At 73.3% G+C, this 24,439-nt stretch carries 16 protein-coding genes and 1 pseudogene; 4 read left to right on the forward strand and 13 right to left on the reverse strand.

The window, feature by feature from the left end; genetic code table 11:
• Nucleotides 1–71: 71 nt before the first annotated feature.
• Nucleotides 72–731 carry a gamma subclass chorismate mutase AroQ gene (aroQ, locus tag ACGFML_RS06120; RefSeq protein WP_393540561.1) on the reverse strand — a complete coding sequence of 220 codons (660 nt, stop codon included), beginning with the start codon at nucleotides 729–731 and terminating at the stop codon, nucleotides 72–74.
• 101 nt (nucleotides 732–832) lie between these two features.
• Nucleotides 833–986: pseudogene (locus tag ACGFML_RS06125) on the reverse strand (IS5/IS1182 family transposase); the annotation flags it as partial.
• Between the two features lie 97 nt (nucleotides 987–1,083).
• On the opposite strand from ACGFML_RS06125, the gene ACGFML_RS06130 reads away from it, so the two are divergent.
• Nucleotides 1,084–2,085, forward strand: coding sequence for a WD40 repeat domain-containing protein (locus tag ACGFML_RS06130; RefSeq protein WP_393540562.1), 1,002 nt, complete (start codon nucleotides 1,084–1,086; stop codon nucleotides 2,083–2,085).
• 93 nt (nucleotides 2,086–2,178) lie between these two features.
• On the opposite strand, the gene ACGFML_RS06135 is transcribed toward ACGFML_RS06130, so the two are convergent.
• The 3 genes from ACGFML_RS06135 to ACGFML_RS06145 form a co-directional block, all read right to left on the reverse strand.
• Entirely contained in the window at nucleotides 2,179–4,287 is a 2,109-nt protein-coding gene (locus ACGFML_RS06135; RefSeq protein WP_393540564.1) for a serine/threonine-protein kinase, read from the reverse strand.
• Nucleotides 4,288–4,363: 76 nt separating this feature from the next.
• Nucleotides 4,364–6,526: a protein kinase gene (locus ACGFML_RS06140; RefSeq protein WP_393540565.1), complete on the reverse strand. Its 2,163-nt coding sequence runs from the start codon at nucleotides 6,524–6,526 to the stop codon at nucleotides 4,364–4,366.
• Nucleotides 6,527–6,530: 4 nt separating this feature from the next.
• Nucleotides 6,531–7,406: a serine/threonine protein kinase gene (locus ACGFML_RS06145; protein WP_393540566.1), complete on the reverse strand. Its 876-nt coding sequence runs from the start codon at nucleotides 7,404–7,406 to the stop codon at nucleotides 6,531–6,533.
• Nucleotides 7,407–7,843: 437 nt separating this feature from the next.
• On the opposite strand from ACGFML_RS06145, the gene paaK reads away from it, so the two are divergent.
• The gene (gene paaK, locus ACGFML_RS06150; protein ID WP_393540567.1) at nucleotides 7,844–9,166 is read left to right on the forward strand and encodes a phenylacetate--CoA ligase PaaK; all 1,323 of its coding nucleotides are present in this window, start codon (nucleotides 7,844–7,846) and stop codon (nucleotides 9,164–9,166) included.
• A 66-nt stretch (nucleotides 9,167–9,232) separates the two neighbouring features.
• Here paaK and ACGFML_RS06155 read toward each other — a convergent pair whose 3' ends face one another.
• Both ACGFML_RS06155 and ACGFML_RS06160 read right to left on the reverse strand, forming a co-directional pair.
• Nucleotides 9,233–10,033, reverse strand: coding sequence for a VOC family protein (locus ACGFML_RS06155; RefSeq protein WP_393540569.1), 801 nt, complete (start codon nucleotides 10,031–10,033; stop codon nucleotides 9,233–9,235).
• A gap of 117 nt (nucleotides 10,034–10,150) precedes the next feature.
• Nucleotides 10,151–11,674, reverse strand: a complete 1,524-nt coding sequence (locus tag ACGFML_RS06160; protein WP_393540571.1) for an acyl-CoA synthetase — start codon at nucleotides 11,672–11,674, stop codon at nucleotides 10,151–10,153.
• 152 nt (nucleotides 11,675–11,826) lie between these two features.
• Between ACGFML_RS06160 and ACGFML_RS06165 the strand changes: the two genes are divergently transcribed.
• On the forward strand, nucleotides 11,827–14,295 hold the full coding sequence (locus tag ACGFML_RS06165) for a penicillin acylase family protein (RefSeq protein WP_393540573.1): 2,469 nt from the start codon (nucleotides 11,827–11,829) through the stop codon (nucleotides 14,293–14,295).
• A gap of 21 nt (nucleotides 14,296–14,316) precedes the next feature.
• On the opposite strand, the gene ACGFML_RS06170 is transcribed toward ACGFML_RS06165, so the two are convergent.
• The 3 genes from ACGFML_RS06170 to ACGFML_RS06180 all read right to left on the reverse strand — a co-directional run bounded on the left by ACGFML_RS06170 (nucleotide 14,317) and on the right by ACGFML_RS06180 (nucleotide 18,676).
• A complete protein-coding gene (locus ACGFML_RS06170) occupies nucleotides 14,317–15,876 on the reverse strand; it encodes an acyl-CoA synthetase (protein WP_393540576.1) in 1,560 nt (519 codons plus the stop codon).
• Between the two features lie 34 nt (nucleotides 15,877–15,910).
• Nucleotides 15,911–17,014, reverse strand: a complete 1,104-nt coding sequence (locus tag ACGFML_RS06175) for an NAD(P)H-dependent flavin oxidoreductase (RefSeq protein ID WP_393540578.1) — start codon at nucleotides 17,012–17,014, stop codon at nucleotides 15,911–15,913.
• A gap of 93 nt (nucleotides 17,015–17,107) precedes the next feature.
• Entirely contained in the window at nucleotides 17,108–18,676 is a 1,569-nt protein-coding gene (locus ACGFML_RS06180) for a phytoene desaturase family protein (RefSeq protein WP_393540580.1), read from the reverse strand.
• A 175-nt stretch (nucleotides 18,677–18,851) separates the two neighbouring features.
• Between ACGFML_RS06180 and ACGFML_RS06185 the strand changes: the two genes are divergently transcribed.
• Nucleotides 18,852–20,156, forward strand: a complete 1,305-nt coding sequence (locus ACGFML_RS06185) for a glycoside hydrolase family 27 protein (protein ID WP_393540583.1) — start codon at nucleotides 18,852–18,854, stop codon at nucleotides 20,154–20,156.
• 16 nt (nucleotides 20,157–20,172) lie between these two features.
• On the opposite strand, the gene ACGFML_RS06190 is transcribed toward ACGFML_RS06185, so the two are convergent.
• From ACGFML_RS06190 to ACGFML_RS06200, 3 genes are all read right to left on the reverse strand, one after another.
• Entirely contained in the window at nucleotides 20,173–22,149 is a 1,977-nt protein-coding gene (locus ACGFML_RS06190) for a tetratricopeptide repeat protein (protein ID WP_393540585.1), read from the reverse strand.
• A gap of 33 nt (nucleotides 22,150–22,182) precedes the next feature.
• Entirely contained in the window at nucleotides 22,183–23,031 is an 849-nt protein-coding gene (locus ACGFML_RS06195) for an oxygenase MpaB family protein (protein ID WP_393541655.1), read from the reverse strand.
• 68 nt (nucleotides 23,032–23,099) lie between these two features.
• Nucleotides 23,100–24,299, reverse strand: coding sequence for an acyl-CoA dehydrogenase family protein (locus ACGFML_RS06200; protein ID WP_393540587.1), 1,200 nt, complete (start codon nucleotides 24,297–24,299; stop codon nucleotides 23,100–23,102).
• Between the last annotated feature and the right edge of the window lie 140 nt (nucleotides 24,300–24,439).

The raw sequence follows: 24,439 nt of genomic DNA on the forward strand, positions 1-24,439 counted from the left end.
GCCCTCCGGCCCCGGGCCGCCGGCCCCCGTTACCCGTCACCCGTCAGCCCTCAGCCCTCAGCCCTCGGCCCTCAGCCGCAGACCGACCGCAACGAGCGGGCCAGCGCCACCCCGTGCAGCGGGTCCAGGTGCTGCGCGTGCCCCACCGAGGCGGCGGCTCCCGCCATCAGCGGTCCGCAGTACGGCGCCGAACGGGCGTGCGGTGAGCGGGCGATGGCCCGCACCAGCTCCCCGTTGATCCGGTTGATCTCCTCCCGCACCTCGCCCAGGTCCGGGCGCCCGGCCGGCGCCTGGGCCGGATCCGCGTCCCACCGGTGGTGCAGCCCACGTTGGACGATCTTGCTCGCCTCGATCTGGTCCCGGAAGATACGCACCGTCGCCCCGGGATCGGCCCCGGCCCGCCGTGCCTGCTCCGTCACCGATTCCAGCACCGCCTGTTCGCGGACCGGGTCGTCGATCGGGCTCCCGGTGCCCCACTTGGCCGCGGCCACCAGGTCGCCGGTGGCCAGCCGCTCGGCCGACAGCGCGGCGACCGAACGGAGTCGGGCGTAGGGCGAGGTCCCGGTGGAGAGCATGGTCCCGGCGTACGGCAGGGCCCCGGCGGAGGCCGGTGCGGAGGCCGCGGCCGGGGTGGCGGGCACCGCGACGGCGGCGCCCGCCCCGGTGACCAGCAGGGTTGCGGTGGCACCGGCGATCAGCGCGCGGCGCAGGAGACGGCGGGTCGGCTGCACATTCGACCTTTCTCGAAACGGACGTCACCGGCAGCGTAGGCCCGGACGGGCAACGGGGCCCCCGGCTCCCGTCCGATGTTTCCCTCGCCGGGTAGCGGCGGCCGGCCGGCGCGCGGCAGACACCACGGCCGACCGCCACCCGGGCTCGTTCCCGGACCGCTCCCGCACCACCTTCAACAACCGCTCGAACTGCCTTGCCCGCAGACCCGTGAACGTCTCCACCCACAACGCCTCAGCTCTCAACACCCCACCCATGGAGAGAAGACGCCCGTCTCCCAGCCTTCTGCCACACGCTAGAGGTCCGTCTTGACGGGGCACCTGGGTGTCGGAGCCGGAGATTGCCCTCTGCCGCATGACTGACGAGTCGCTGTTGCTGAGCAGCAAAATACCTTCCGCGTCACCCATCATGGACGTTGCTGTGGTCGAGGTGCGTGGGAGAACGCTGGTGGTCTGCGCCGACTTCAATGGGGCTGTGTGGACCTGGGATCCGGTGGGGGATGTGTGGCAGGAGCCGCCATTGGTGTATGCCTTCGCGGAGGATTCGCTTGCTGCCGAGTACCCCGATGCCGAGAACGAAATCGACTCGGTGGCCGTGGCCGTTCACAACGGGCGCGCGGTGCCGGCGGCCGGTGGCGACGAACAGGCTGTTGCGTTCTGGGACTTGGAGAGCGGTGGGCTGCTCCGTGGGACGACGTATGACGTGGATTACCTGGGGGCCGTCACCACTGTGCGGGGCGTGGAGCCACCACGGTTCGTGACGGGCACGCAGTACGGTGGCGAAGTCCTGGTCTGGGGGCTGCCTGTCCGAGCGCCGGTTGAACTGGTCAACGACGATCCCGATACCCATCTCAGTAGTCTCGCCTCGGCGTGGGTCGACGGCCGGTCGCTGGTGGCGGCCGGCGGTTCGGGAATCGATGTGTGGGATGTGGCGCAGAACGAGCATCTGGCATCACTCTGCCCGGACGACGGGGCCGTTCGAGCTGTCTCCGTCTCACAGCTCGACGGTCGTCCGATCGTGGCAGCGGCCGCCGACCCTGGGGAGCTGTACGTTTGGGAGCTGTCGGGGGACAACGATGAGCCCATCCATGAACCGCTCACCGGCCACGGTGATCGCGTCCTTGCGATGGACACTTCGGTGGTCGGCGATCGATGCGTCGCAGTGACCGCATCCGTGGACGAGACCGTACGCATCTGGGACCTTGCCCAAGGCGTGGGCATCGGTGCCCCTCTGATCGGCCATAGGGGCAGGGTCGAAGCCGTGCTGATTGCCGAGCTGCGGGGTCGTCATGTCGTCCTTGGCGCCGGCCGTGATGGCGTGATGCGCATCTGGGACTTGGCGGCGTTGCTGCGATAGGGACTTCGAAGGTCGTTCCGCGCGGCGGATCATGACTGAGTGTCTCCACATGGGCTTACGGATCAGGAGTGGGACCCACTCGGCCGGAACCCCCTAGAAGACCGGCAGTGCCACCAGCGCTCCCGAGTTGAGGACGAAGAGCCGGTTCGCGTCGCCCGCCGCCGTACGACCCTGGCCGTCCTTGAGCGGATAGGTCTGGGTCACGCTGCCGCCCGCGCGGGGCAGGCCGCTCACGCCGGTGTCCTCGCTCTCCACCACCCATACGCTGCCCGCCTGGACGACCGGCGGCTGCCAGGGCGGGGTGACCCCCGCAACCATCGAGGGGTCACCCGCGTCCTCGCCGTTCGGGCGGAGGGAGCGCAGCGCATCGCCGTCCAGCGTGAACACCACCCCGCCGGCGACGGTGGGCGGGCCCCAGCCGTACGCCCCCCGCGACACGGCCTGCATCGGGTCGCGGCTCCACAGTTGCCTACCGTCGCTCGCCCGGACCGCCGCGAGGGTGTGGCCGCCGAGGAAGACGTTTCCGCCGTCGATGGCGGGAGGCAGGGCGGCCGCGGCCTGGCCCTTGCGGATCCACGCCTTCGCGCCGTCGCGGGCGCGTACCGCGACCACGTCCCCGGAGTCGTTGCACACCACCAGGAGCCCCGAGCCGAGCGCCGCCGCCGGGCGTCCTCCGGTCAGGGGCAGGGGCGGGCGCTCGGTCCACCGCACCCGGGCGTCGGCCGTGTCGACGCAGCGCAGGGCGCCTTCGGACGTCAGCACGTAGACGTGCTCGGCGTCGGCTGCCAGCAGGGCGCTCGCCTGTACCTCGGCGGTCCACATGGGGGCGCCGGTCGAGGCGACGTAGGTGCGCAGCACGCCGTCCTTGTCCGCGGTGGCCACCAGCCGGTCGGCGACCGACAGGTAGCCGGCGTCGGCGTGCGCCTCGCCGGCCCGCCACCGTTCCTTGCCGTCCGTGACCCGGCGGGCGGCGATGCCGCCGCCGGCCGCCGCGAACACCACCACGTCCCGTACGGGCAGCGGCGGCGCCGACCCGGATTCGGCCACGCCCGGCAACGGGTCCCACAGGGGTTGCGGAGCCCCGGTGCCGTTGCCGAGTGCGGCGGGCCGCACGTCCGCGGCCGGCGGCACGTCGAAGGGATCGGACGGGGCCGACGGCCCGTCGTCACCGGAGAGCCACCACGCCGCGCCGCCCGCGCCCGCCGCCAGCAGCGTGGCACCGCCCGCCAGGGTGGTCAGAAGGCGTCGGCGGGACGGGCGGGCGGCGTCCGCTCCGACGGTCGGCGTGCGGCGTGGCGGGGCGCCGGCCGGCCCGTCGCTCGCGACCGACCGCCGGGCGGTGGCCTCCCGTTCGCGGATGTCGCCGCCCAACGGCCCCGACTTCCACAGCCGTTCGGTGCGGTGCGGTGGGCGGGCGGCGTCGGCGACCTGCTCGGGAAGTGGGCGGGCGGACGGGTCCTTGGCGAGGCACGGTGCGATCAGCTCCCGCAGCGGGCCGGGTACCAGCTCCAGGTCGGGCGTGCCGTGCACCACCTCGTACAGCACCGCCGACACCTCCGCGCCCGTGTACGCGGGCCGGCCGGCGGCGGCGAACGCGAGGACGGTGCCGAGCGAGAAGACGTCCGCGGCCGGTCCGACGCGCCGCCCCAGCACCTGCTCCGGCGCCCCGTACCCGGGCGTGACCGGAATCTGGCCGGTCATGGTCAGCGTCAGACCGTGCTCGGGACGGGCGATACCGAAGTCGATGATCCGCGGGCCGCGCGAGGTCAGCACCACATTGGACGGCTTGAGGTCGCGGTGGACCAGCCCGGCGCCGTGGATGTCGCGGAGCGTGTGGGCCAGCGACCGGGCGACCTCCCGCAACAGGGCGTCGCCGAACGGCCCGTGCCGCTGCACCGCGTCGTCCAGCGTGGGCCCGGCGAGGAACTCGGTCGCGATCCACGGCCGCCCCGACTCCAGGTCGGCGCCGAGCACCCGGGCCACGCCCTCGCTGGTCACCGCGCGCGCCGTCTGCGCCTCCCGTACGAAGCGATCCGCGAGGTGCGCGTCGCCCGCCAGCTCGGGCAGCAGCACCTTCACCGCCGCGGGCGCGCCCGCCGCGTTCCGCCCGAAGTACACCTTCCCCATACCGCCCTCGCCGAGCACCCCGACGATGCGGTACGGGCCGAGGCGGAGCGGGTCTCCGGTGCCGAGCGGATTCACGTGGTGTCCTTCGTCGGTTGGCGGATGGGGGCGGGATGCCGGTGCGGCGGTGTGGTGCGCGCGGGGCGGGCGGTGCTCAGGCGAGCGGCAGGGCGAAGGTCGCGCGTTCCTCGCGCACGTACAGACGGCCACGTGCGTGGTCGGCGGTCAGCACGGTCGCGTCGGTCTCGTACGTCCACACCGCGCGACGGGTACGCAGGTCCACGGCGCGCAGTCCCTTGTCGTCGAGGCTGTAGACGTACTTCCTGCCGACCACCGGCGGCACATCGCGGTTGAGGCGCCTGCCCTTCAGGTCCTTCTCCAGCCAGTTGAGGCTGCCGGTGACGGCGTCGACGGCCACCACCCCGCGGTCGCCCTCGGTGCAGTAGACGACGCCGTCGCGAAGGGCGGGCGCTCCGTACAGCCGGCTCTCGCCCGCGCTGCTGCCGACGTTGCGCTCGTCGCCGAAGCGCCATCCGATGCCGCCGTCGGAGAGACGCGTCGCGTCGAGCGCCTTGGAGCCGAGGTAGACATGGCGGTCGTCCTGGACGAGCCGGCCGGGCGGCGCACCGTCGTACGGCTGGGTTCCCGACCAGCGCTTCTTCCCGTCGGCGACGGCGTGGACCGTCAGCCGGAGGAACCCGGTGCCCGAATCGGCCCGGCACAGCACCACACGGTCACCGTCGATCGCACCGCAGAGCATCGGCGGGGCGATCCTGTCCGCAGCCGCCTCCACCGGGCTCCGCCAGAGCTCCCGCCCGCGGCGCAGATCGACGGCGAGCAGGTACCAGTGGTTTCCGGAGGAGGCCCGCGCGACGAGGTAGGCACGGCCCTTCGCCACGCACAGGAGCTGATTGCGGGCCTCGGTACCGGCGAACGCCTTCGACTCGACCAGCGGTTTGCCGGGTTGGCCATGGACGGGGTCGATCTCGCACACGGCGAGCGCGGCGCCCTCGTCGTGCTCGCGCAGTGCGTACACCTTCGTGCCGTCGGTGGCCGACCGCCAGGTGTCGGCCATGTTCGCCTGCCAGGTGGCCGCGCCGCTCTCGGGGTTGACACCGCACAGCACGATGCCCGCCGGGATCGCCAACCCGCGGCCCGCCAGCAGGACTTCGCCCCCGCTGTCCGGGCGGCGCACGGCGTACGTCCACAGCCGGGACGGTGCCTTCGGCTTCTTCGCCACCGTGTGGCTGCCGCTGTCCGGTGCCGCGTCGTGGCCGCCCAGCCACGCCCACATCCCACCGCCCGCCAGGCCGGCGCCCGCGAGCGTGCCGCCGCCGACCACCGCCATCATCCGGCGTCGCGACATGCCCGGGCGCCCCGGCGCGGCCTGTGGCGGCGCCTCCGGGGGAGGGGGTGCCTGCCGGGCGGGGGGCTGCCGCCAGACGCCCTCGCCCCGCCGCGCGATCTCCCGCAGGACGGCATCGGGCAGGACGTCCGCGAAGCGGCGCGGGTCCGCGCCCGCGGCGAGCGCGGTGGCCAGCTCACCGGTCGCCGGGCGCTCGGCCGGGTCCTTGGCCAGACAGCGGGCGAGCACGGGAACGAGTTCCGGCGGCACCCCGCCGAGGTCCGGCTCGGCGTACCGGACGCGGTACAGCAGGTCGGTGGGTTGTCCCGAGCCGAACGGCCCGTGCCCGGACACGGCGAAGACGAGCACCCCGGCGAGCGCGAAGACATCGCCCGCCGCCCCGTGTTCGAGGCTCGCGGCCTGCTCCGGCGACATGAACGCCGGAGTCCCGACGGTTTCGCCGACGTGGGTACGCGGGTCCTCGCCGACCGCCCGGGCGATGCCGAAGTCGATGATCTTCGGGCCCGACGCCGTCAGCATGACGTTGGACGGCTTGAGGTCGCGGTGCACCACCTCCGAGCGGTGCAGCTGTGCCAGCCCCTCGGCCAGGGCGGCGCCCACCACCCGCACGGCGGACTCCGGCAGGGGCCCGCCGGCCTGCACCGCGTCGTCCAGCGGCGGACCGATCACGTACTCCGTCGCCAGCCAGGGCCTGGGGGCGGACGGGTCGGCGTCGTGGACGGCGGCACCGTACCGGCCGCCGATCACCCGCGCCGCGTCCGCCTCCAGTTGGAAGCGGTTCCGCAGCGCCGTGTCCGCCGTCAGCCGCTGATGCAGGGTCTTGAGGGCCACGGTGCGTCCGCGCGCCGTGCGGGCCAGATAGACCGTGCCCATGCCGCCGCCGCCCAGCCGGGCCAGCAGCCGGTAGGGCCCGACGGTGTGCGGGTCGTCGTGGAGAAGAGCGGACAGCATCGGTTCAACGCACCCCTGCGGGAAGTTCCATGGCGAGCGTGCCCGCCGCCTGCTCCGCCAGCGCCGCGACAACGCTGCCCGGCAACGACACCGGCTCCGCCCCCGCGGCCTGGGTTCCCCACGCCGCGCCGGGCGCCAACTCGGCCAGTATGCGCGCCGGTTCGGGCCGCGCGGCAGCCTCGCGGGACAGACAGGCCGCGATCAGCGGACGCAGCCCCGCCGGAATCTCGTCGCGCTCCGGGACGGTGTGCCCGGTGGCCGCGTATGCCAGGACCGCGCCCAGCGCATGCACATCACCGGCCGGATCGACCGGGCCGCCCGCGCCCTGCTCGGGCGCCAGGCACCCCGCATCGAGGCCGGGCAGACCGGTCCGCGGCGTGCCGTCGGGCGCCGCGGCCCGCACCGCCCCGAAGCAGCCCAGCAGCGGCCCGTAGGCGGTGAGCAGAACCGACGCCGGACCGACCCCGCCATGGACCAGGCCCAGGACGTGCGCCGACGCCAGCGCCTCGGCGAGGCCCGCACCGAGTGCGCGCACCGCCTGCTCGGGCAGCGGGCCGCCGTGCGCGGCGAGGGCCGCGGTCAGCGGGAGGACGGGGCGGTACGGAGAGGCGTGCCAGGGGAAGGCGGGGGTGCCGTCGACCTGCGCGACCGGCCAGAACCCCGGCTGCGTCAGCCGGGCGGCCCACCGCGCCTCGGCCGCCCACCGGCCCGGGTCGGCGCCCGGTAGCGGCAGGCTCACCAGTACGGTCCGTGCCCCGTCCGCGCTGCGCGCCACGTAGCGGCGCTCCGGCACCACCCGCATCGCGTTCGCCGGGTCCAACCGGGCAAGCGTGACGTACTCCCCGACCCGTGGCGGATCGCCCTGCCCCAGCCCATCCATGACCGTCCCCCTCAGGTGCCATCGGCACGTGAGCCTACCGGCGGGCCTGCGGGCGGCATCCGGGAGGGCGGCAGGCCGACCCGGCCGGGCCGGCACCCGGGTCGGGTCAGCGCACCGGCGCCGGGTGGCCCGGACGCCTCGAAGGCGCCGGCCGCCGCCCTCGACGGTCACCGGACGGGCGTCGGGGATCCGGTCGGCCGTCGCGGCGAGCCCACCGAGCCGATCGCGCGGTACGGCCGGCGGCGCATCCGGCTCACTCCACACCCGGTAGGCCGGCCGGACCTCGGCGACCTGCCCTTTCCGGACGTCACTCGAGCACGGGACGCTACCCGGGAGGTGTCCGCGGCACGCCTCTTGACGTGTTCGCCGCGCGCTGATTACTTGGATCAGCAGGTGGCTACCGAATGATCGGTAGGGAGACGAGGCGGTGACACTCCATGCCCGAAACGGCTACGGGCGCCAGGGACGGCGAACGGTTCGACGACGGGGAACGGCTCTCCGCTGACGCGTTGCGCGCACTGCAGCTGACCCGGCTGCGGGCCACGCTGCGGCATGCGTACGACCACGTCCCGTTCTACCGGGAGTCCTTCGACCGCGCCGGGGTGCACCCGGACGACTGCCGCTCGCTGGGCGATCTCGCCCGCTTCCCGTTCACGGTGAAGGACGACCTGCGTGCGCAGTACCCGTTCGGGATGTTCGCCGTCCCCAGGGGCGAGGTGCGCCGCATCCACGCCTCCAGCGGCACCACCGGCCGTCCGACGGTCGTCGGCTACACCGAAGGTGACCTCTCCCGCTGGGCGGACGTCGTCGCCCGGTCGATCCACGCGGCGGGCGGGCGCCCCGGCCACACCATCCATGTCGCCTACGGATACGGGCTGTTCACCGGCGGCCTCGGCGCCCACTACGGCGCGGAGCGGCTCGGCTGTACGGTCGTGCCGGCGTCCGGCGGGATGACCGGCCGGCAGGTGCAGATCATCCAGGACTTCCGGCCCGAGATCATCATGGTGACGCCGTCGTACATGCTCACCCTCCTCGACGAGTTCGAGCGGCAGGGCATCGACCCCCGGACGACCTCGCTGGAGGTGGGCATCTTCGGCGCCGAGCCGTGGACGGAGGAGATGCGGCGCGAGATCGAGGAACGGTTCGCGATCGACGCGGTGGACATCTACGGCCTCTCCGAGGTCATGGGGCCGGGCGTCGCCCAGGAGTGCGTGGAGACCAAGGACGGGCTGCACATCTGGGAGGACCACTTCTATCCGGAGGTGATCGATCCGTTCACCGGTGAGGTGCTGCCGGACGGCGAGCCGGGCGAGCTGGTCTTCACCTCGCTCGGCAAGGAGGCCATGCCCGTCATCCGCTACTGCACCCGCGACCTGACCCGGCTGCTGCCCGGTACCGCGCGTCCCGCCTTCCGCCGGATGGAGAAGATCACCGGGCGCAGCGACGACATGATCATTCTGCGCGGGGTCAACCTCTTCCCCGCACAGGTCGAGGAGATCGTGCTGCGCGTGCCGGGCGTCGCCCCGCACTTCCAGCTGCGGCTGACCCGCGAGGGCCGGATGGACCATCTGACCGTGCGGGCCGAGGCCCGCCCCGGGGCGACCCCCGAGCAACGCACGGCGGCCGTCGGGCAGATCGCGCGGGGCGTGAAGGACGGCATCGGGGTCTCGGTCGCGGTCGAGATCGTCGATCCGGAGACCCTGGAGCGGTCGGTGGGCAAGATCAAGCGCATCGTGGACGCACGACCGCGCGGCGCGTGACCGGCACACGGGCGCGCCCTTCGGGGAAGGCCGGACGGCGGGACGGCGGTGGGACGCCGGGGCGGCTCAGGACGAGGTCGGGTCACCCTTGATCAGAGCGAACGCCGCGCCCGCCGGGTCCTTGAGCATGGCCAGGCGCCCGACGCCCGGTGCGTCACTGGGCGGGATCAGGACCGTGGCGCCGCGCGCGGTGGCCGCGGCGAAGGTGGCGTCGCAGTCGGTCACCCCGAAGTACGGGTGCCACTCCGGCGTCGAGCCGGCCTGGAGGTTCTCCTTCGGCAACTGCATGAGGCCGCCCTGGCCGGTGTCCCCCTCCTTGCCGCCGCCGGGCGAGGAGATGACGGAGTAGACCATGTCGCCGCCCATCGGCATGTCCTGGTACTCCCAGGAGAAGACCGAGCGGTAGAAGTCCTTCGCGGCGGCCGCATCGGTGGTGTAGAGCTCGGTCCAGCAGAGGGTGTTCGGCTCCATGACCGCGTCCAGACCCTTGGTGTCACCGGGCTGCCAGACGGCGAAGTCGGCGCCCGTCGGGTCGGTGAAGGCGGCCAGCCGGCCGGCGGTGAAGACGTCCATCGCCGGGAACCGGACCGAACCGCCCGCCTGCTGCACCGCCTCGGCCGCGGCGTCCGCGTCGGGCACCTGGAAGTACACCGTCCAGGCGGAACGCGCACCCTCCTCGGACAGCGGTCCGGCGGCGGCGACGGTCCGGCCGTCGATCTGGAAGAAGCCGTAGCCGCCGGCCTCCGGTCCCGCCGAGCGGAAGGTCCAGCCGAGGACGGCTGCGTAGAAGTCGGCGGCGGCCTCGACATCGGGGGTGCCGAGGTCGATCCAGTTCGGTGTCCCGGGGACGAAGGGGGTCGTCAGCATGGTTGCTCCTTTGCCGTGCCGCAGTGTCCGGCGCCGGTCGCGAGCGTGACGCCCCCGATCGTCCTGCCGTGATTCCCAGCATGGCAGGAGGCACTGACACTCCCCTCCGCACCGCGCTCAGGGCGCGCCGAACCGGTCCCGCAACTCCCGCTTGAGGATCTTGCCGCTGGCGTTGCGGGGCAGCGCGTCGACGAACATCACCCGCTTGGGCGCCTTGAACGGCGCGAGGCGGGCGCGGGCGGCGTCGATGAGTTCCTGCTCGTCCACCGCGCCGTCGCCGTCCGTGCGCCGTACGACGACGGCCGTGACCGCCTCGATCCACCGCTCGTCCGGGAGCCCGATCACCGCGACCTCGGCCACCTGGGGGTGTGCGTGGAGCACGTCCTCCACCTGGCGGGAGGCGACCAGGACGCCGCCGGAGTTGATGACGTCCTTGACCCGGTCGACCACCGTGAAGAAGCCCTCCGCGTCGCGCACGGCGAGGTCTCCGGAGTGGAACCAGCCGTCCCGGAACGCCTCGGCGGTCTCCTCGGGCTTGTCCCAGTATCCGGTGCACAGTTGGGGCGAGCGGTAGACGACCTCGCCGCGGCTGCCGTCCGGCACTTCGCGACCCGCCTCGTCGACCACGCGCGCCTCGACGAACAGCACCGGGCGGCCGCAGGAGTCCATCCGGCCCTCGTGTTCGTCCGGGCCGAGCACCGTCGCCAGCGGCCCGATCTCGCTCTGCCCGAAGCAGTTGTAGAAGGCGAGCGAGGGCAGCCGGGCGCGCAGCCGCTCCAGGACCGGCACCGGCATGACCGAGGCCCCGTAGTACGCCTTGCGCAGCCCGCTCAGCTCGCGGGCGGCGAAGTCCGGGTGGCGGGAGAGCGCGATCCACACGGTCGGCGGCGCGAACAGGCTGTCGACCAGGCCCGCTTCGACCAGGTCGAGGACGCGCGCCGGGTCGGGCCCGTCCACGAGGGTGTTCTCGGTGCCCACCGCGAGGTAGGGCAGCAGGAAGACGTGCATCTGGGCGGAGTGGTAGAGCGGCAGGGAGTGCAGCGGCCGGTCGCTCTCCTTCAGGTCCAGGGCGACGATGGCGCTGGTGTATTCGTGGACCAGCGCACGGTGGGTCATCATCGCGCCCTTGGGCCGGGCGGTCGTCCCGGAGGTGTAGAGCAGTTGGACGAGGGTGTCGTCGTCGACCGGCCCGGCCTCCGGCTCGGTGGCGGCGTCCGGCGCCGCGGCGAGCCGTTCCAGCAGTCCGTCGGGCGCGCCGTGCAGCGGCAGCGCGGGCAGGGAGCGGGGCAGCCGGTCCGCGAGGGCGGGGTCGGTGAGCGCCAGTGCGCTGCCCGACTGGTCCAGGATGTAGCGCAGGTCCTCCCCGGTCAGGGCGTGGTTGACCGGCACATGCACCAGGCCGGCGCGGGCACAGGCCAGAAAGCCGATCAGATAGGCGTCGGAGTTGTGCCCGTAGGAGGCGACCCGGTCCCCGGGCCGCAGCCCCTCGGCGAGCAGCACCCGGGCGGCGGCGCTCACCGCGTCGTCCAGTTCGCGGTAGGTCCACGACCTCTCCGCGTACCGCAGGGCGGTCCGCTCGGGCACCCGACGCGCACTGCGCCGCAGGACTGCATCGACCGTGTTGCTCCGCGCTTGCGTCATGGCGCGATCCTCGGGGGCGGCCGGGGCGCGGTCAAGGTCATCGGCGGTGGGTGCGCGGACCTGGCCCCGCCGGGCCGAGCGAACCCCCAGCAGGATGACCAACCGCTTGGTATGCTCAACCGCCTTTGCTCTCACGTCCGTTGGGAGGAATCATGCGCAACCGCCTGAGAACGCTCGCGCTCGCCGGGGTGGCCCTGACGGCCGCCGTGGTGCCGTTGCCCCAGGGTGCGGCGGCCGACGGTGCCCGGCATCCCGCGAGCGGCGGACTCTCGGCCACCATCCGCTACACCGAGTACGGCATTCCGCACATCGTCGCCGAGGACTACCCGGACCTCGGCTTCGGCGAGGGCTGGGCGCAGGCCGCCGACCAGGTGTGCACGCTGGCCGACGGATTCGCGACCGTACGGGGCGAACGCTCGCGGTACTTCGGGGCGGCCGCCGCGCCGGACCAGTCGCTGTCCTCGGCCACGACCAACCTCTCCAGCGATCTGTACTTCGCGGGTGTCCGGCGGGCCGGCACCGTCGAGAAGCTGCTGCGCCGGCCCGCGCCGGCCGGTCCCAGCCGCACCGTCAAGGAGCTGATGCGCGGCTGGGCAGCCGGGTACAACGCCTGGCTGAAGCAGCATCGGGTCGCGGATCCGGCCTGTGCGGGAAAGCCGTGGGTCCGGCCGGTGAGCAGCCTGGATGTGGGCCGGCGGGCGTTCGCGCTCGCGGTGCTCGGCGGGCAGGGGCGGGCGGTGGACGGGATCACGGCCGCCGCGCCGCCCGGCGGCGGAGGCGCCGCGGCGGGGCCCGGCGCGAGCGCCACGACGGGCTCCGGGGCCCGCACCACGGGGCCCGGCGGCACCGCGCGCCCGGCCACGCGGCAGTCCCCGGTCCCCGCGCTGCGCGCGCTGTTCTCCCAGGACGATTCCGACATGGGGTCCAACGCCGTCGCCTTCGGCGGCTCGACGACGGCGAACGGCCGCGGGCTGCTGCTCGGCAACCCGCACTACCCCTGGTCCGGCGGCCGCCGCTTCTGGCAGTCGCAGGTCACCATCCCCGGCAGGCTCAACGCCTCGGGCGGTTCGCTGCTCGGCTCGGTGACGATCTCCATCGGCCACAACGCCGAGGTCGCCTGGAGCCATACGGTCGCCACCGGGGTGACGATGAATCTGCATCAGCTCACCCTGGACCCGGCCGACCCGACCGCCTATCTGGTGGACGGCGTCCGCGAACCCATGGTCCGGCGGATCGTGTCCGTCCCCGTCAAGGGCGGGCCGGACGTCGTACGCACCCAGTGGTGGACCCGCTACGGCCCGGTCGTCACCTCGCTGGGACAGCTGGCGCTGCCGTGGAACCACACGACGGCGTACGCCCTCAACGACCCCAACGAGGCCAATCTGCGGGCCTCCGACACCGCTCTCGGGTTCAGCAGGGCCACCGGGGTGGACGGCATCGCGCGGTCACTGCGCCGCACCCAGGGGCTGCCCTGGACCAACACGGTCGCCGCGGATGCCGCCGGGCACACCCTCTTCAGCCAGTCGCAGGTGCTCCCCCGGATCACCGACGGCCTGCAGCGGCGCTGCGCCACCGCGCTCGGGCGCACCACCTACCCGGCCACCGGCCTCGCCGTACTGGACGGCTCGCGCGCGGCCTGCGTGCCGGGGCGGGACGCCGACGCCGTGCAGCCGGGCATCTTCGGGCCGTCCGCGATGCCCACGCTCCGGGACACCCCGTACGTGGAGAACTCCAACGACAGCGCCTGGCTGGCCAATGCGGACCGGCCGCTCACCGGGTATCCGCGGGTCTTCGGACCGATCGCCAGCCCGCGCACGCTGCGCACCCGCGGCGCCCTCCAGGACGTCTCGGCCATGGCGAAGCGGGGCGGGCTGACGCCGGGCGATCTCCAGCGCCAGCAGTTCACCAACCGGGCGCCGGCCGGCGACCTGGCCGCCGCCGACACCGCACGGGCCTGCGCGGCCCTGCCGTCGGGCCGGGCGACGAGCAGCGCCGGCCGGGCGGTCGACGTCTCGGCCGCCTGTGCGGTGATCCGGCGATGGGACCGGTCGGTACGCACCGACAGCAAAGGTGCGCTGCTCTTCGACCGCTTCTGGCGGGGTCTGACCGCGCGGGTGGCGCCTGCCGACCTGTGGCGCACACCCTTCGATCCGGCCGACCCGGTACACACCCCCCGCACCCTGAACACCACCGCCACGGGCTTCGCCGCCGCGCTCGCCGACGCAGTCGCCGAGCTGCGCGCGGCCGGGATCCCGCTGGACGCACCGCTGGGCCGGCACCAGTTCGTGGTGCGCAACGGCAAGCACATCCCCATCGCCGGCGGTACGGAAGGGCTCGGGATCTGGAACAAGACGGAGGGGGTGTGGAATCCGGCGGGCGGCGGCTACGACGAGGTCAGCACGGGGTCCAGCTATGTCCAGGCGGTCGGGTTCAACGGCCGCGGCCGCTGCCCGAACGCCCGGATTCTGCTGACCTACTCGCAGTCCTCCGACCCGCGCTCCGCCCACTACAGCGATCAGACGGAGCTGTACTCGGCGGGACGCATGGTACGGGCGCGGTTCTGTGAGCAGGACATCCTGGCGTCACCCGCGCTGCGAGTGGTCCGCGTCCGCGAGCGCTGAGCGCGAGCGGCGCCGCCGGGGCTACACGGCGCGCTCCCGGCCCGCCCAGTACGGGTCGCGGAGCCGCCGCTTGTAGAGCTTGCCGTTGGGGTCGCGGGGCAGGGCCTCGACGAAGTCCACGGAGCGGGGGCGCTTGTAGCCCGCCAGCCGGCGTGCGCAGTGCGCGAGGATGTCGTCGGCGAGCGCCGGGCCCGCCTCGTACCCCTCGGCGGGCTCGACGACGGCCGTGACCGCCTCGCCCCAGTCGTCGTGCGGGATGCCGAAGGCGGCGGCGTCGGCGACGGCGGGGTGGCCGAGCAGGGCGGACTCGATCTCGGCGGGGTAGATGTTGACGCCGCCCGAGATGATCATGTCGATCTTGCGGTCGCGGAGGAAGAGGTAGCCGTCCTCGTCCAGATAGCCGAGGTCGCCGACGGTGAAGAAGTCACCGATCCGGTTCTTCTTCGTCTTGCCCTCGTCCTTGTGGTAGCTGAAGCCGCCGGTGGTCATCTTCAGGTAGACGGTGCCCAGTTCGCCGGGCGGCAGCCGGTTGCCGTCGTCGTCGAAGACCGCCAGCTCGCTGATCGGCCAGGGCTTGCCGACCGTACCGGGCTTCTTGAGCCAGTCCTCGGCGGTGGCGAAGGCGCCGCCGCCCTCGCTCGCCGCGTAGTACTCCTCGACACAGCCGCCCCACCAGTCGATCATGGCGCGTTTGACGTGGTCGGGGCAGGGCGCGGCGCCGTGGATGGCGTGCCGCAGGGAGCTGACGTCGTACGACGCGCGGACCTCCGCGGGGAGCGCGAGGAGCCGGTGGAACTGGGTGGGCACCATGTGGGTGTGGGTGCAGCGGTGGGTGTCGATCAGGGCGAGCATCTCCTGGGGCGTCCACCGGTCCATCAGGACGATGCGGTGCCCGAGGTGCAGGGAGGCGCCGGCGAACTGCAGCACCGCGGTGTGGTAGAGCGGCGAGCAGACGAGGTGGACGTTGCCGTCGAAGGGCCGGATGCCGAAGATGCCGAGGAAGCCGCCGAGATGGGTCTCCTCGGGCGGTTTGCCGGGCAACGGGCGGCGGATGCCGCGGGGGCGTCCGGTGGTGCCCGAGGTGTAGTTCATGACCCAGCCCAGGGTGCGCTCCGAAGGCGCGGACTCCGGTCGCCCGTCGAGGAGTTCGGCGTACGGACGGAAACCGTCGACGCCGCCGACGGCGTACCGCCGGTCCGCCGGCAGCTTCGCCTCGTCGGCGGCCTGGCGGGCCGCCGCACCGAACCGCTCGTGCGCGATCAGCACCTTCGCCCCGGAGTCGGCCACGATCCAGGCGATCTCGGGGCCGACGAGGTGGTGGTTGACGGGGACGAGGTAGAACCCGGCCTGGGACGCGGCGAGGTAGGCGGTGAAGAACTCGACACCGTTGGGCAGGACGACGGCGAAGGCGTCGCCGCGCCGCAGCCCCGCCGCGCGCAGGCCGTGGACCAGTTGGTTGGCGGCGGCGTGCAGCCGGCCCGCGGTCCACTCCTCGCCGTCCGGGGCGATCAGGACGCCGCGGTCCGGGTGGGCGGCGGCCTGCGCCCAGAATCCGTTGGGCGGTGGGGCGTCGGTGGTCATGGCGCTGTCCTCCTCGGGAGGGGGCGGGTGGGGATCAGGCGCGTCCGGCGATGCGGTTGATGCGGTCGATGGCCCGCTCGAAGCCGCGGGTGAGGTCGTCGAAGACGGCCTGCACGCTGCGTTCGCTGTTCATCCGGCCGACGATCTGACCGACCGGGGTGCCGAGGAGGGGCGCGACCTCGTGCCGCTGGATACGGGAGTTGGCCTCGGCGACCAGCAGTCCCTGCAGGGGCATGGGCAGCGGGCCGGGGCCGGCGGGGTCGTCCCAGGCGTCGGTCCAGTCGGTGCGCAGCTGACGGGCGGGCTTGCCGGTCAGGGCGCGGGAGCGGACGGTGTCGCCGGGCCCGGCGGCGAGCAGCTTGGCGGTCAGTCGGCGCGAGTGCAGCTCGGCCTCCTCGGTGGTCAGCCAGAGCGAGCCGAGCCAGACGCCCTGCGCGCCCAGGGCGAGGCCGGCGGCGATCTGCTCGCCGGTGCCGATGCCGCCGGCGGCGAGGACGGGCAACGGGTCGACGGCGGCGACCACTTCGGGCGTGAGGACCATGGTGGCGATCTCGCCGGTGTGCCCACCGGCCTCATACCCCTGGGCGACGACGATGTCGATACCGGCCGCCTGGTGGTGCCGGGCGTGACGGGGGCTGCCGGCCAGCGCGGCGACCCGGACTCCCTTGTCGTGGGCGCGCCGGATGACGTCGGGGGGCGGCGAACCGAGGGCGTTGGCGAGCAGCTTGATCGGATAGTCGAAGGCCACGTCGAGCTGGTTGCGTGCGACCTGCTCCATCCAGCCGGTGATCCGCCAGCCGGGTACCTCCCCCTCCGCGAGCCGCGGCACCTGGTACGTGTCGAGGATCTTGGTGACGAACCGGCGGTGCTCCTCGGGGATCATCGCCTCCACCTCGGCCTCGGTGACGCCTTCCACCTTCTTGGCGGGCATCACCACGTCGAGGCCGTAGGGCAGTCCCCCGGTGTGGTCCTGCATCCAGTCGAGGTCCCGGGCCAGTTCGTCCGGCGCGGTGTAGCGGACCGCGCCGAGCACGCCGAAGCCGCCGGCCCGGGTGATCGCCGCGGCGACCGCGGGGAAGGGCGTGAATCCGAAGACGGCGTGCTCGACGCCCAGCGTGTTGCTCAGCTCCGTCTGCATGGGCGCAGGATGCCGCAGCGCGCCGTACGAGGGAAGAGATTTTCTGATGCTTCGTCAGATACCTGGTGGGGGAACGGACCCGGCGGACGGGCGTCAGCCCTCCTCCAGCACCGCCATCGCCGCGTTGTGGCCGGGAATCCCGCTCACTCCACCGCCCCGCACCGCGCCCGCCCCGCACAGCAGCACGTTGGCGTGCCCGGTCGCCACACCCCAGCGGCCGGGCGCGGTGGCCCGGGCCTCCTCCCCGTCCGCGTACGGGAAGGCCAGCTCGCGGTGGAAGATGTTGCCGCCCGGCAGGCCCAGCTCCCGGTCGAGGTCGAGCGGGCTGCGGGCCTCGACGCACGGGCGGCCGTCGGCGTCCAGGGCGAGACAGTCGGCGAGCGGTTCGGCCAGATGGGTGTCGAGTTCGGCGAGGGTGGCCGCCAGCAGCCGTTCGCGGGTGGCCGCACTGTCGGCGGTATCGGCGGCGAACAGTCGGGCGGGGGTGTGCAGCCCGAAGAGGGTGAGCGTCTGGTAGCCCTGGCGGACCAGCTCACCGCCGAGGATGGAGGGATCGGTGAGCGAGTGACAGTAGATCTCGGAGGGCGGGGAGGCGGGCAGCGAGCCGGCGGCGGCCTGGCGGTAGGCCGCTTCCAACTGGCCGTATCCCTCCGCGACGTGGAAGGTGCCGGAGAAGGCCTCCCGCGGGTCCACCGCGGTGTCCCGTAGCCGGGGCAGCCGGGTGAGCAGCATGTTGACCTTGAGCTGGGCGCCTTCTGCGGGCGGCGGCGGTTCCGTACCGAGCAGCCGGGCCAGCTCGCGGGGCGCGGCGTTGACCAGCACCCGGCGGGCGCCGACGGTGCCCTGCTCGGTGGTCACCTCCGCGGTCCGGCCGTCCGTCGCGACGGCGGTGACCGGGCAGTCGGTGACGATCTCCGCCCCGGCGGCCCGTGCGGCGTCGGCCAGCGCGTCGGTGAGCGCGCCCATGCCGCCGATGGGGACGTCCCAGTCGCCGGTGCCGCCGCCGATGACGTGGTAGAGGAAGCAGCGGTTCTGGCTCAGCGAAGGGTCGTGGGCGGCGGCGAAGGTGCCGATCAGGGCATCGGTGAGGACGACTCCGCGCACCAGGTCGTCGCTGAACGTCTCCTCGACGACTTCCCCCAGCGGGCGTTCGAACAGGGCGTGCCAGGCGGCGTCGTCGTCGACCGCGGCACGGAGCGCGGCGCGGCTGGGCAGCGGCTCGGTGAGGGTGGGGAAGACGCGTTCGGCAAGGCGGTGGGTGGTGGCGTAGAAGCGCTGCCAGGCGGTGAACTCGCGCGCGGACCCGGTGAGAGCGGCGAACGAGGCACGGGTGCGGGCCTCACCGCCGCCCACGAGCAGGCCGGTGGGGCGGCCGTCGCGGACAGCTGGGGTGTAGGAGGAGACGGTGCGTTTGCGGACCGCGAAGCGCAGGCCGAGGTCCCGCACGATCTTCGATGGCAGCAGGCTGACGAGATAGGAGTAGCGGGACAGCCGGGCGTCCACCCCGGCGAACACCCGGCTCGAGACGGCCGCACCACCGGTGTGGTCCAGCCGCTCCAGCACCAGCACGCTGCGCCCGGCGCGTGCGAGATAGGCGGCGGCGACCAGTCCGTTGTGCCCGCCGCCGACGATGACCGCGTCATACGAAGTCCGTTCCGGCATCCCCATGGAATAGCACGCGGTGATCCCGGTCGCCAGGCGCAGGTGGCTGAAACCTCCGGACGGGCCGGTGCGGCTTCTTGACCGGACGGGGGGCGGCTCCTAGCGTCCGGCCGTGCCCTGCACCGCTCCCCGACGGTGTGTGCCCTGGCCGTCCCACCCACCCGTGAGGTGACCCGTGTCCCACCGTCAGGTATCCCGCACCGGCCGCGCCTTCGCCGCACTGACCGCCGTCGCCGCCTGCTCGGCCGGACTGCTCGCGGCCACCGCCCCCGCCTCCGCAGCGCCCGACCCCACCCGCACCGCCGCCCGGCCGCGTGCCGCCGCGTACCCGAACCTGGCCCCGACACCCCCGATGGGCTGGAACAACTGGTCGTACTACATGTGCGACATCAACGAGAAGGTCGTCCTGGACAACGCGCGGGCGCTGGTGCGCACCGGGCTCGCGAAGAAGGGGTACGACACCGTCACGGTCGACGACTGCTGGATGGCCAAGCAGCGCGGCGCCCAGGGCGAGCTGGTGCCGGACAAGGAGAAATTCCCGCACGGGATGGCCTACATCGGGCAGGAACTGCACCGCATGGGGCTCAAGTTCGGCATCTACGAGGACGTCGGCACCCTCACCTGCGGGAAGTACCCCGGCAGCTACGGCCACTTCACCCAGGACGCCCGGCAGTTCGCCGGCTGGGGTGTCGACTACCTCAAGGCCGACGGCTGCAACGTGCCGCGCCCGGCGGGCCGCACCAAGGAACAGATCTACCGCGACGTGTACGAGCAGCAGAGCCGGGCGCTGCGGGCCACCGGCCGACCCATCACCTTCTCGGTGTCCGCGCCGGCCTACTTCCAGTACGACGGCGACAGCGTCTGGCACCAGGTGATCGACTGGTCGGCCCAGGTCGGCAACCTGTGGCGGGGCGGCCGGGACATCGCGCTGGAGCAGCAGACCCCGGCCACGAAGTGGTCGTCCATCGTCTACAACTTCCGCTACAACGCGGCACTTTCCGGCCTTCAGCGCCCGGGCCGCTGGAACGACCCGGACTTCCTGCTCGCGGGCGACTCCGGCCTGAACCGGCACGAGATCCAGAGCCAGATGTCGCTGTGGGCGATGATGGCCGCCCCGCTGATCTCCAGCACGGATCTCGGCGAGCTCTCGCCGGAGGCCCGTGAGGTGCTGGGCAACCGGGAGATCATCGCCGTCGACCAGGACCCGCTCGGCCGGCAGGGCAAGGTCATCGAGCAGAACGACGGCTTCACCGTGATGTCCAAGCAGCTCCACAACGGCCAACGGGCCGTCGCGCTGTTCAACTCCGGGGACAGTCCGCGCACGCTCTCCACCACGGCCGCCGCGGTGGGGCTGCCGCAGGCGTCCTCGTACGCGCTGCGCAACCTGGTCACCAAGGACGTCCGGCACAGCACCGGGGACATCGTGGCGCAGGAGGTGCCGGCGCACGGCACCGTGCTCTACCGGGCCGCCGCGCGCTGAGCCGGCAGCCGGTCCTCTACCGCCGCGCGGCGCGCTCCTGGCGCAGGTCGGCGACCCGGCGGTAGAGGGCGGCCGCCTCGTCCGGCCGGCCGAGCTGTTCCAGACACTGCGCCTCGTCCGTACGGCTGGCCAGCGCGTCCAGGTCGCCGGCGCCCAGGACGCGTTCCCGGGCGTCGGCGACCCGGCGGTAGTGGTCGAGGGCATCGGCCCATCTGCCGAGCCAGCCCAGCGCCACGGCGATCTCCCGGTGGCTGACCAGGGTGTCGGGATGGTCGGCGCCGAGCACCCGCCGGCGCGCCGCGGCCACGGCGCGGGCCTCGGTCAGCGCCTCCTCCCAGCGGTCCAGCCGCCCCAGGCTGACGCCCAGGCCGTGCCGGGCGCGCAGCGTCTCGGGGTCGTCGGGGCCCTGGGTGCGGGTACGGGCCGCCACCAGGTCGGTGTAGAGCTCCAGGGCATCGGCGCTGCGGCCCAGCCGGCCGAAGCCGATCCCCGTCTCGTAGCGGGCGGCGAGCGTGTCGGGGTGGTCGGGGCCGAGCGCCTCGGCACGGTCCGCGGCCACCTCCCGGTAGGTCCGCAGCGCTTCCTCCCACTTTCCCAACCTGCCTATGACATGGGCGAGTTCGTAGCGGGTGGCGAGAGTGTCGGGGTGTCGGACGCCGAGCACCCGGGAGCGTGCCCCGGCCACCTCGCGGGCCATCGCGCAGCTGTCCTCCAGCCGGCCCAGGCGGCCGAGGACGAGGGCGAGGTGGTGGCGGCAACTGAGCGTGTCGGGGTGGTCGGGGCCCAGGACGCGTTCCCGGCCGGCCAGCACCGCGACGCAGACCTGGTGTGCCTCGAAGTGCCGGCCGAGCCTGCCCAGCGCGAAGCCGGCCTCCAAGCGGGCGGTGAGGGCCTCGGGGGCCTCACCGGGCGGCGCGGGGTGGGCGGGGCCGGCGGCCGGGGAGCCCTCGCGGCGCCGGCCGGCGCCGCCGCCGGTCCAGGTGCCGGTGAGGACGGCGGTGGCCCGCTCGGCCGGGTGCGGGAACCGGCTGCGGGCCGCGCTCGCCGGGGAGCCGCCGGTCATCCCGCGGGTCCAAGACGGCTGGTGCCGGGCGGGCACGGTGTCGCCGACGGCCGCCGGGGCGGCCCGTCCGCTCTGTCCAAGACGCGCGTCGACACAGCGTTTGACCAGCTCGTCGGCGTCCTGGGGACGGTCGTCCGGGTCCTTGGCCAGCAGGTCGAGGACGATGCGCTCATACGCCTCGGGCAGATCCGGGCGGCGCCTGCGCGGTGGCTGCGGTGCGGTGTCGCGATGGCCGACGAGCACCGCCCAGGCGTCACCGTCGCCGAACGGCGGGGCACCGGTGGCGATCTCGTACAGCACACAGCCGAGCGAGTACAGATCGCTGCGGTGGTCGACGGTGTCCGCGCCGATCTGCTCGGGCGACATGTAGTGCGGACTGCCCATGGCGATGCCGGTGCCGGTCAGCCGGGCGGTGAAGCCGACGTCGTGCCCGAGCCGGGCGATGCCGAAGTCGCAGATCTTGACCGTGCCGTCGACCGTGCGCACGATGTTCGCCGGTTTCAGGTCGCGGTGCACCACGGCCTGCGCATGGGTGTAGGCGAGCGCGGCGCCGACCTGCTCGGCGATGTCGACGACGTCCGGGACGGGCAGCGGCCGGCGCCCGTTGTCGTCCAGCAGCTGGCTGAGGTTGCGTCCGTTGAGCAGCTCCATGACGAGGAAGAGCGTGCCGTCGTCCTCGCCGAAGTCGTGGACGACGGTGATGCCGCGGTGCTGGAGTCCGGCCGCGGCCCTCGCCTCGCGGCGGAACCGCTCGCGCAGCACCGCCAGGAACCCCGGTTCGTGCCGCGGTCCCGTACTGGGCTTGAGGCATTTGACGGCGACCTGGCGGCCGAGCGATTCGTCCAGGGCCCGCCAGACCTCACCCATTCCGCCGCGTCCGATGGTGTCGAGCAGCCGGTAGCGCCCTTGGATCAGCCTGTTTTCCGCCATCGCCTGTCGCCGCCCCCGTTCACGTCCCCGCGTTCAGTCGTACAGCTCCCCCTGCGGGTCCTCCTGACCGTCCAGTATGGCGGCGGACCGGGGGAGCTTGTAGGGCGCGGGGCGGGTGTCGGGGCCCAGCCGCGCGACGGCGCGCAGGATGTGCCGGGGCGGCAGCTGCCATCGGAGTGTGGGAGGAACGGCCCGCAGGAGCCGGCCGGCGGCCCGCAGCCGGCGGGTGACGGTGGCCTCGGGGGGCGCCGGGCGCCCGTACAGCCGGTGGGCGTAGGGCGGCAGGGCGCCGTAGGCCAGCTGCGCCACCTGCCGCCAGAGCAGGGCGCGGGCCGGGACGAGCGGGGCGGGGGCCGGTGGCCTTTGGAGGAAGTCGTCGACCTGCCGCGCCCCGGGGGTGAGCGCGAGCTCGGGCCGTACCCGGGTGAAGTAGGCGGCGAACGCGGCGCGGTCGCCGGGGACGCCCTCCGGTTCGAGGCCGACGAGCCGGGCGCCGACACGCTGCTCGTCCAGGTAGGCGTCGGCCTGGGCGCCGGTCAGCGCGAAGCCGGAGCGGCGCAGGACGTGGAGATAGGAGTCGACCTCGGCGCAGTGCACCCACAGCAGCAGGTCCGGGTCGTCGACGCGGAAGCGCTCGCCGGTGGCGAGGTCCGCTGCGGACAGCCGGCGGTGGATGCCGCGGACCTTCGCGCCGGCCTGCTCGGCGGCCTCGGTGGTGCCGTAGGTCAGGGTGCCGACGAAGTTGGCGGTGCGCATCAGCCGCCCCCAGGCGTCCCGCCGGAAGTCGGAGTTCTGCATGACACCGGCCACCGCGCGCGGGTGCAGCGCCTGGAGGTACAGCGCGCGGACACCCGCGATCCACATCATGGGGTCGCCGTGCATCTGCCAGGTCACCGAACGCGGTCCGAAGAGCCCCGGGTCGCCTGCCGTCACCGCACCTCCCGCTGTCGTCAGCGCCGTACGCGCGGCATCCCGAGGCCGATCCACGAGATGATCTCGCGCTGGATCTCATTGTTGCCGCCGCCGAAGGTGAAGATGACGGCGGAGCGGTAGCCGCGCTCCAATTCACCGTGCAGCACCGCGCCGGCCGAGCCCTCCTTCAGCGGTCCCGCGGCCCCGGCGATCTCCATCAGCCAGCCGTACGCGTCCCGCCGGGCCTCGGAGCCGTAGACCTTGACCGCGGAGGCGTCCTGCGGGGTGAGCGTGCCCTGCTGGAGCGCGTCGACCATCTGCCAGTTCAGCAGCTTCATGGCGTCCAGTCTGGTGTGGACACGGGCCAGCCGGCCGCGTACCCAGCCCAGGTCGATGACGCGGCGCCCGTCGGCGAGCTTGGTGCCGGCGGCCCAGCGCTGGACGTTGTGCAGCGCCCGGATGGCCATGGTGCCGTGCGCGGCGAGGGTGACCCGTTCGTGGTTGAGCTGGTTGGTGATGATCCGCCAGCCCTTGTTCTCCTGGCCCACGCGGCGGGCGGCGGGGACGGTGATGTTCTCGTAGTGGCTGGCGGTGGTGTCGTGCGAGGCGAGGGTGTTGATGAGGGTGCAGGAGTAGCCCGGGTCGCTGGTGGGGACCAGGAGCATGGTGATGCCCTTGTGCGGCGAGGCCCCCTCTTCCACGGGGGTGGTGCGGACCGCGAGCCAGACCCAGTCGGCGGTGTCGCCGTTGGTCGTCCAGATCTTCTGTCCGTTGACGGTGTAGTGGCCGGTCTCCTCGTCGCCCGTGCGCACGGCGCGGGTCTTGAGGGCCGCCAGGTCGGTACCGGCGTCCGGTTCGCTGTAGCCGATGGCGAAGTCGATCTCGCCGGCGAGGATCCGGGGCAGGAAGTAGGTCTTCTGTTCGTCGGTGCCGAACTGCATGATCGTCGGTCCGACGGTGTTCAGCGCCATCAGCGGCAGCGGCACGCCCGCCTGCGCGGCCTCGTCGAAGAAGATGAACTGTTCCATCGGCGTCATACCGCGACCGCCGTACTCCCTGGGCCAGCCGACCCCGAGCCAGCCGTCGGAGCCCAGCCGGCGCACCGTCTCGCGGTAGAACCGCTTCTGGGCGGCGGGATCGGCGTAGCGGGCGTAGGCGTTGTCCGGCACCAGTTGGGCGAAGTACGTCCGCAGTTCGGCGCGCAACTGCTGCTGTGCGGGGGTGTATTCGAGGTGCACGGCCCCTCCAGTTCGTCCGGTCCGGCCGTCCGGCGCGACGGCGCGCAGCGGCCCCTGACGGCCCGTCGGCCACCGGACCGAAGGGCACAGTAGAACTTGTTCCACTAATACGGAAGGGCCTGTCGACGCGCGAAAGGCCC

This window comes from Streptomyces sp. NPDC048650 (assembly GCF_043199095.1).
In the GTDB taxonomy this organism is placed as follows: Bacteria; Actinomycetota; Actinomycetes; order Streptomycetales; family Streptomycetaceae; genus Streptomyces.

Coding starts and splice junctions, on each gene's coding strand:
- ACGFML_RS06130 (WP_393540562.1), top strand. CDS start 1,084: ATGACTGACGAGTCGCTGTTGCTGAGCAGCAAAATACCTTCCGCGTCA.
- ACGFML_RS06140 (WP_393540565.1), bottom strand. CDS start 6,526: ATGCTGTCCGCTCTTCTCCACGACGACCCGCACACCGTCGGGCCCTAC.
- ACGFML_RS06145 (WP_393540566.1), bottom strand. CDS start 7,406: ATGGATGGGCTGGGGCAGGGCGATCCGCCACGGGTCGGGGAGTACGTC.
- paaK (WP_393540567.1), top strand. CDS start 7,844: ATGCCCGAAACGGCTACGGGCGCCAGGGACGGCGAACGGTTCGACGAC.
- ACGFML_RS06155 (WP_393540569.1), bottom strand. CDS start 10,033: ATGCTGACGACCCCCTTCGTCCCCGGGACACCGAACTGGATCGACCTC.
- ACGFML_RS06160 (WP_393540571.1), bottom strand. CDS start 11,674: ATGACGCAAGCGCGGAGCAACACGGTCGATGCAGTCCTGCGGCGCAGT.
- ACGFML_RS06165 (WP_393540573.1), top strand. CDS start 11,827: ATGCGCAACCGCCTGAGAACGCTCGCGCTCGCCGGGGTGGCCCTGACG.
- ACGFML_RS06170 (WP_393540576.1), bottom strand. CDS start 15,876: ATGACCACCGACGCCCCACCGCCCAACGGATTCTGGGCGCAGGCCGCC.
- ACGFML_RS06175 (WP_393540578.1), bottom strand. CDS start 17,014: ATGCAGACGGAGCTGAGCAACACGCTGGGCGTCGAGCACGCCGTCTTC.
- ACGFML_RS06180 (WP_393540580.1), bottom strand. CDS start 18,676: ATGCCGGAACGGACTTCGTATGACGCGGTCATCGTCGGCGGCGGGCAC.
- ACGFML_RS06190 (WP_393540585.1), bottom strand. CDS start 22,149: ATGGCGGAAAACAGGCTGATCCAAGGGCGCTACCGGCTGCTCGACACC.
- ACGFML_RS06195 (WP_393541655.1), bottom strand. CDS start 23,031: ATGCACGGCGACCCCATGATGTGGATCGCGGGTGTCCGCGCGCTGTAC.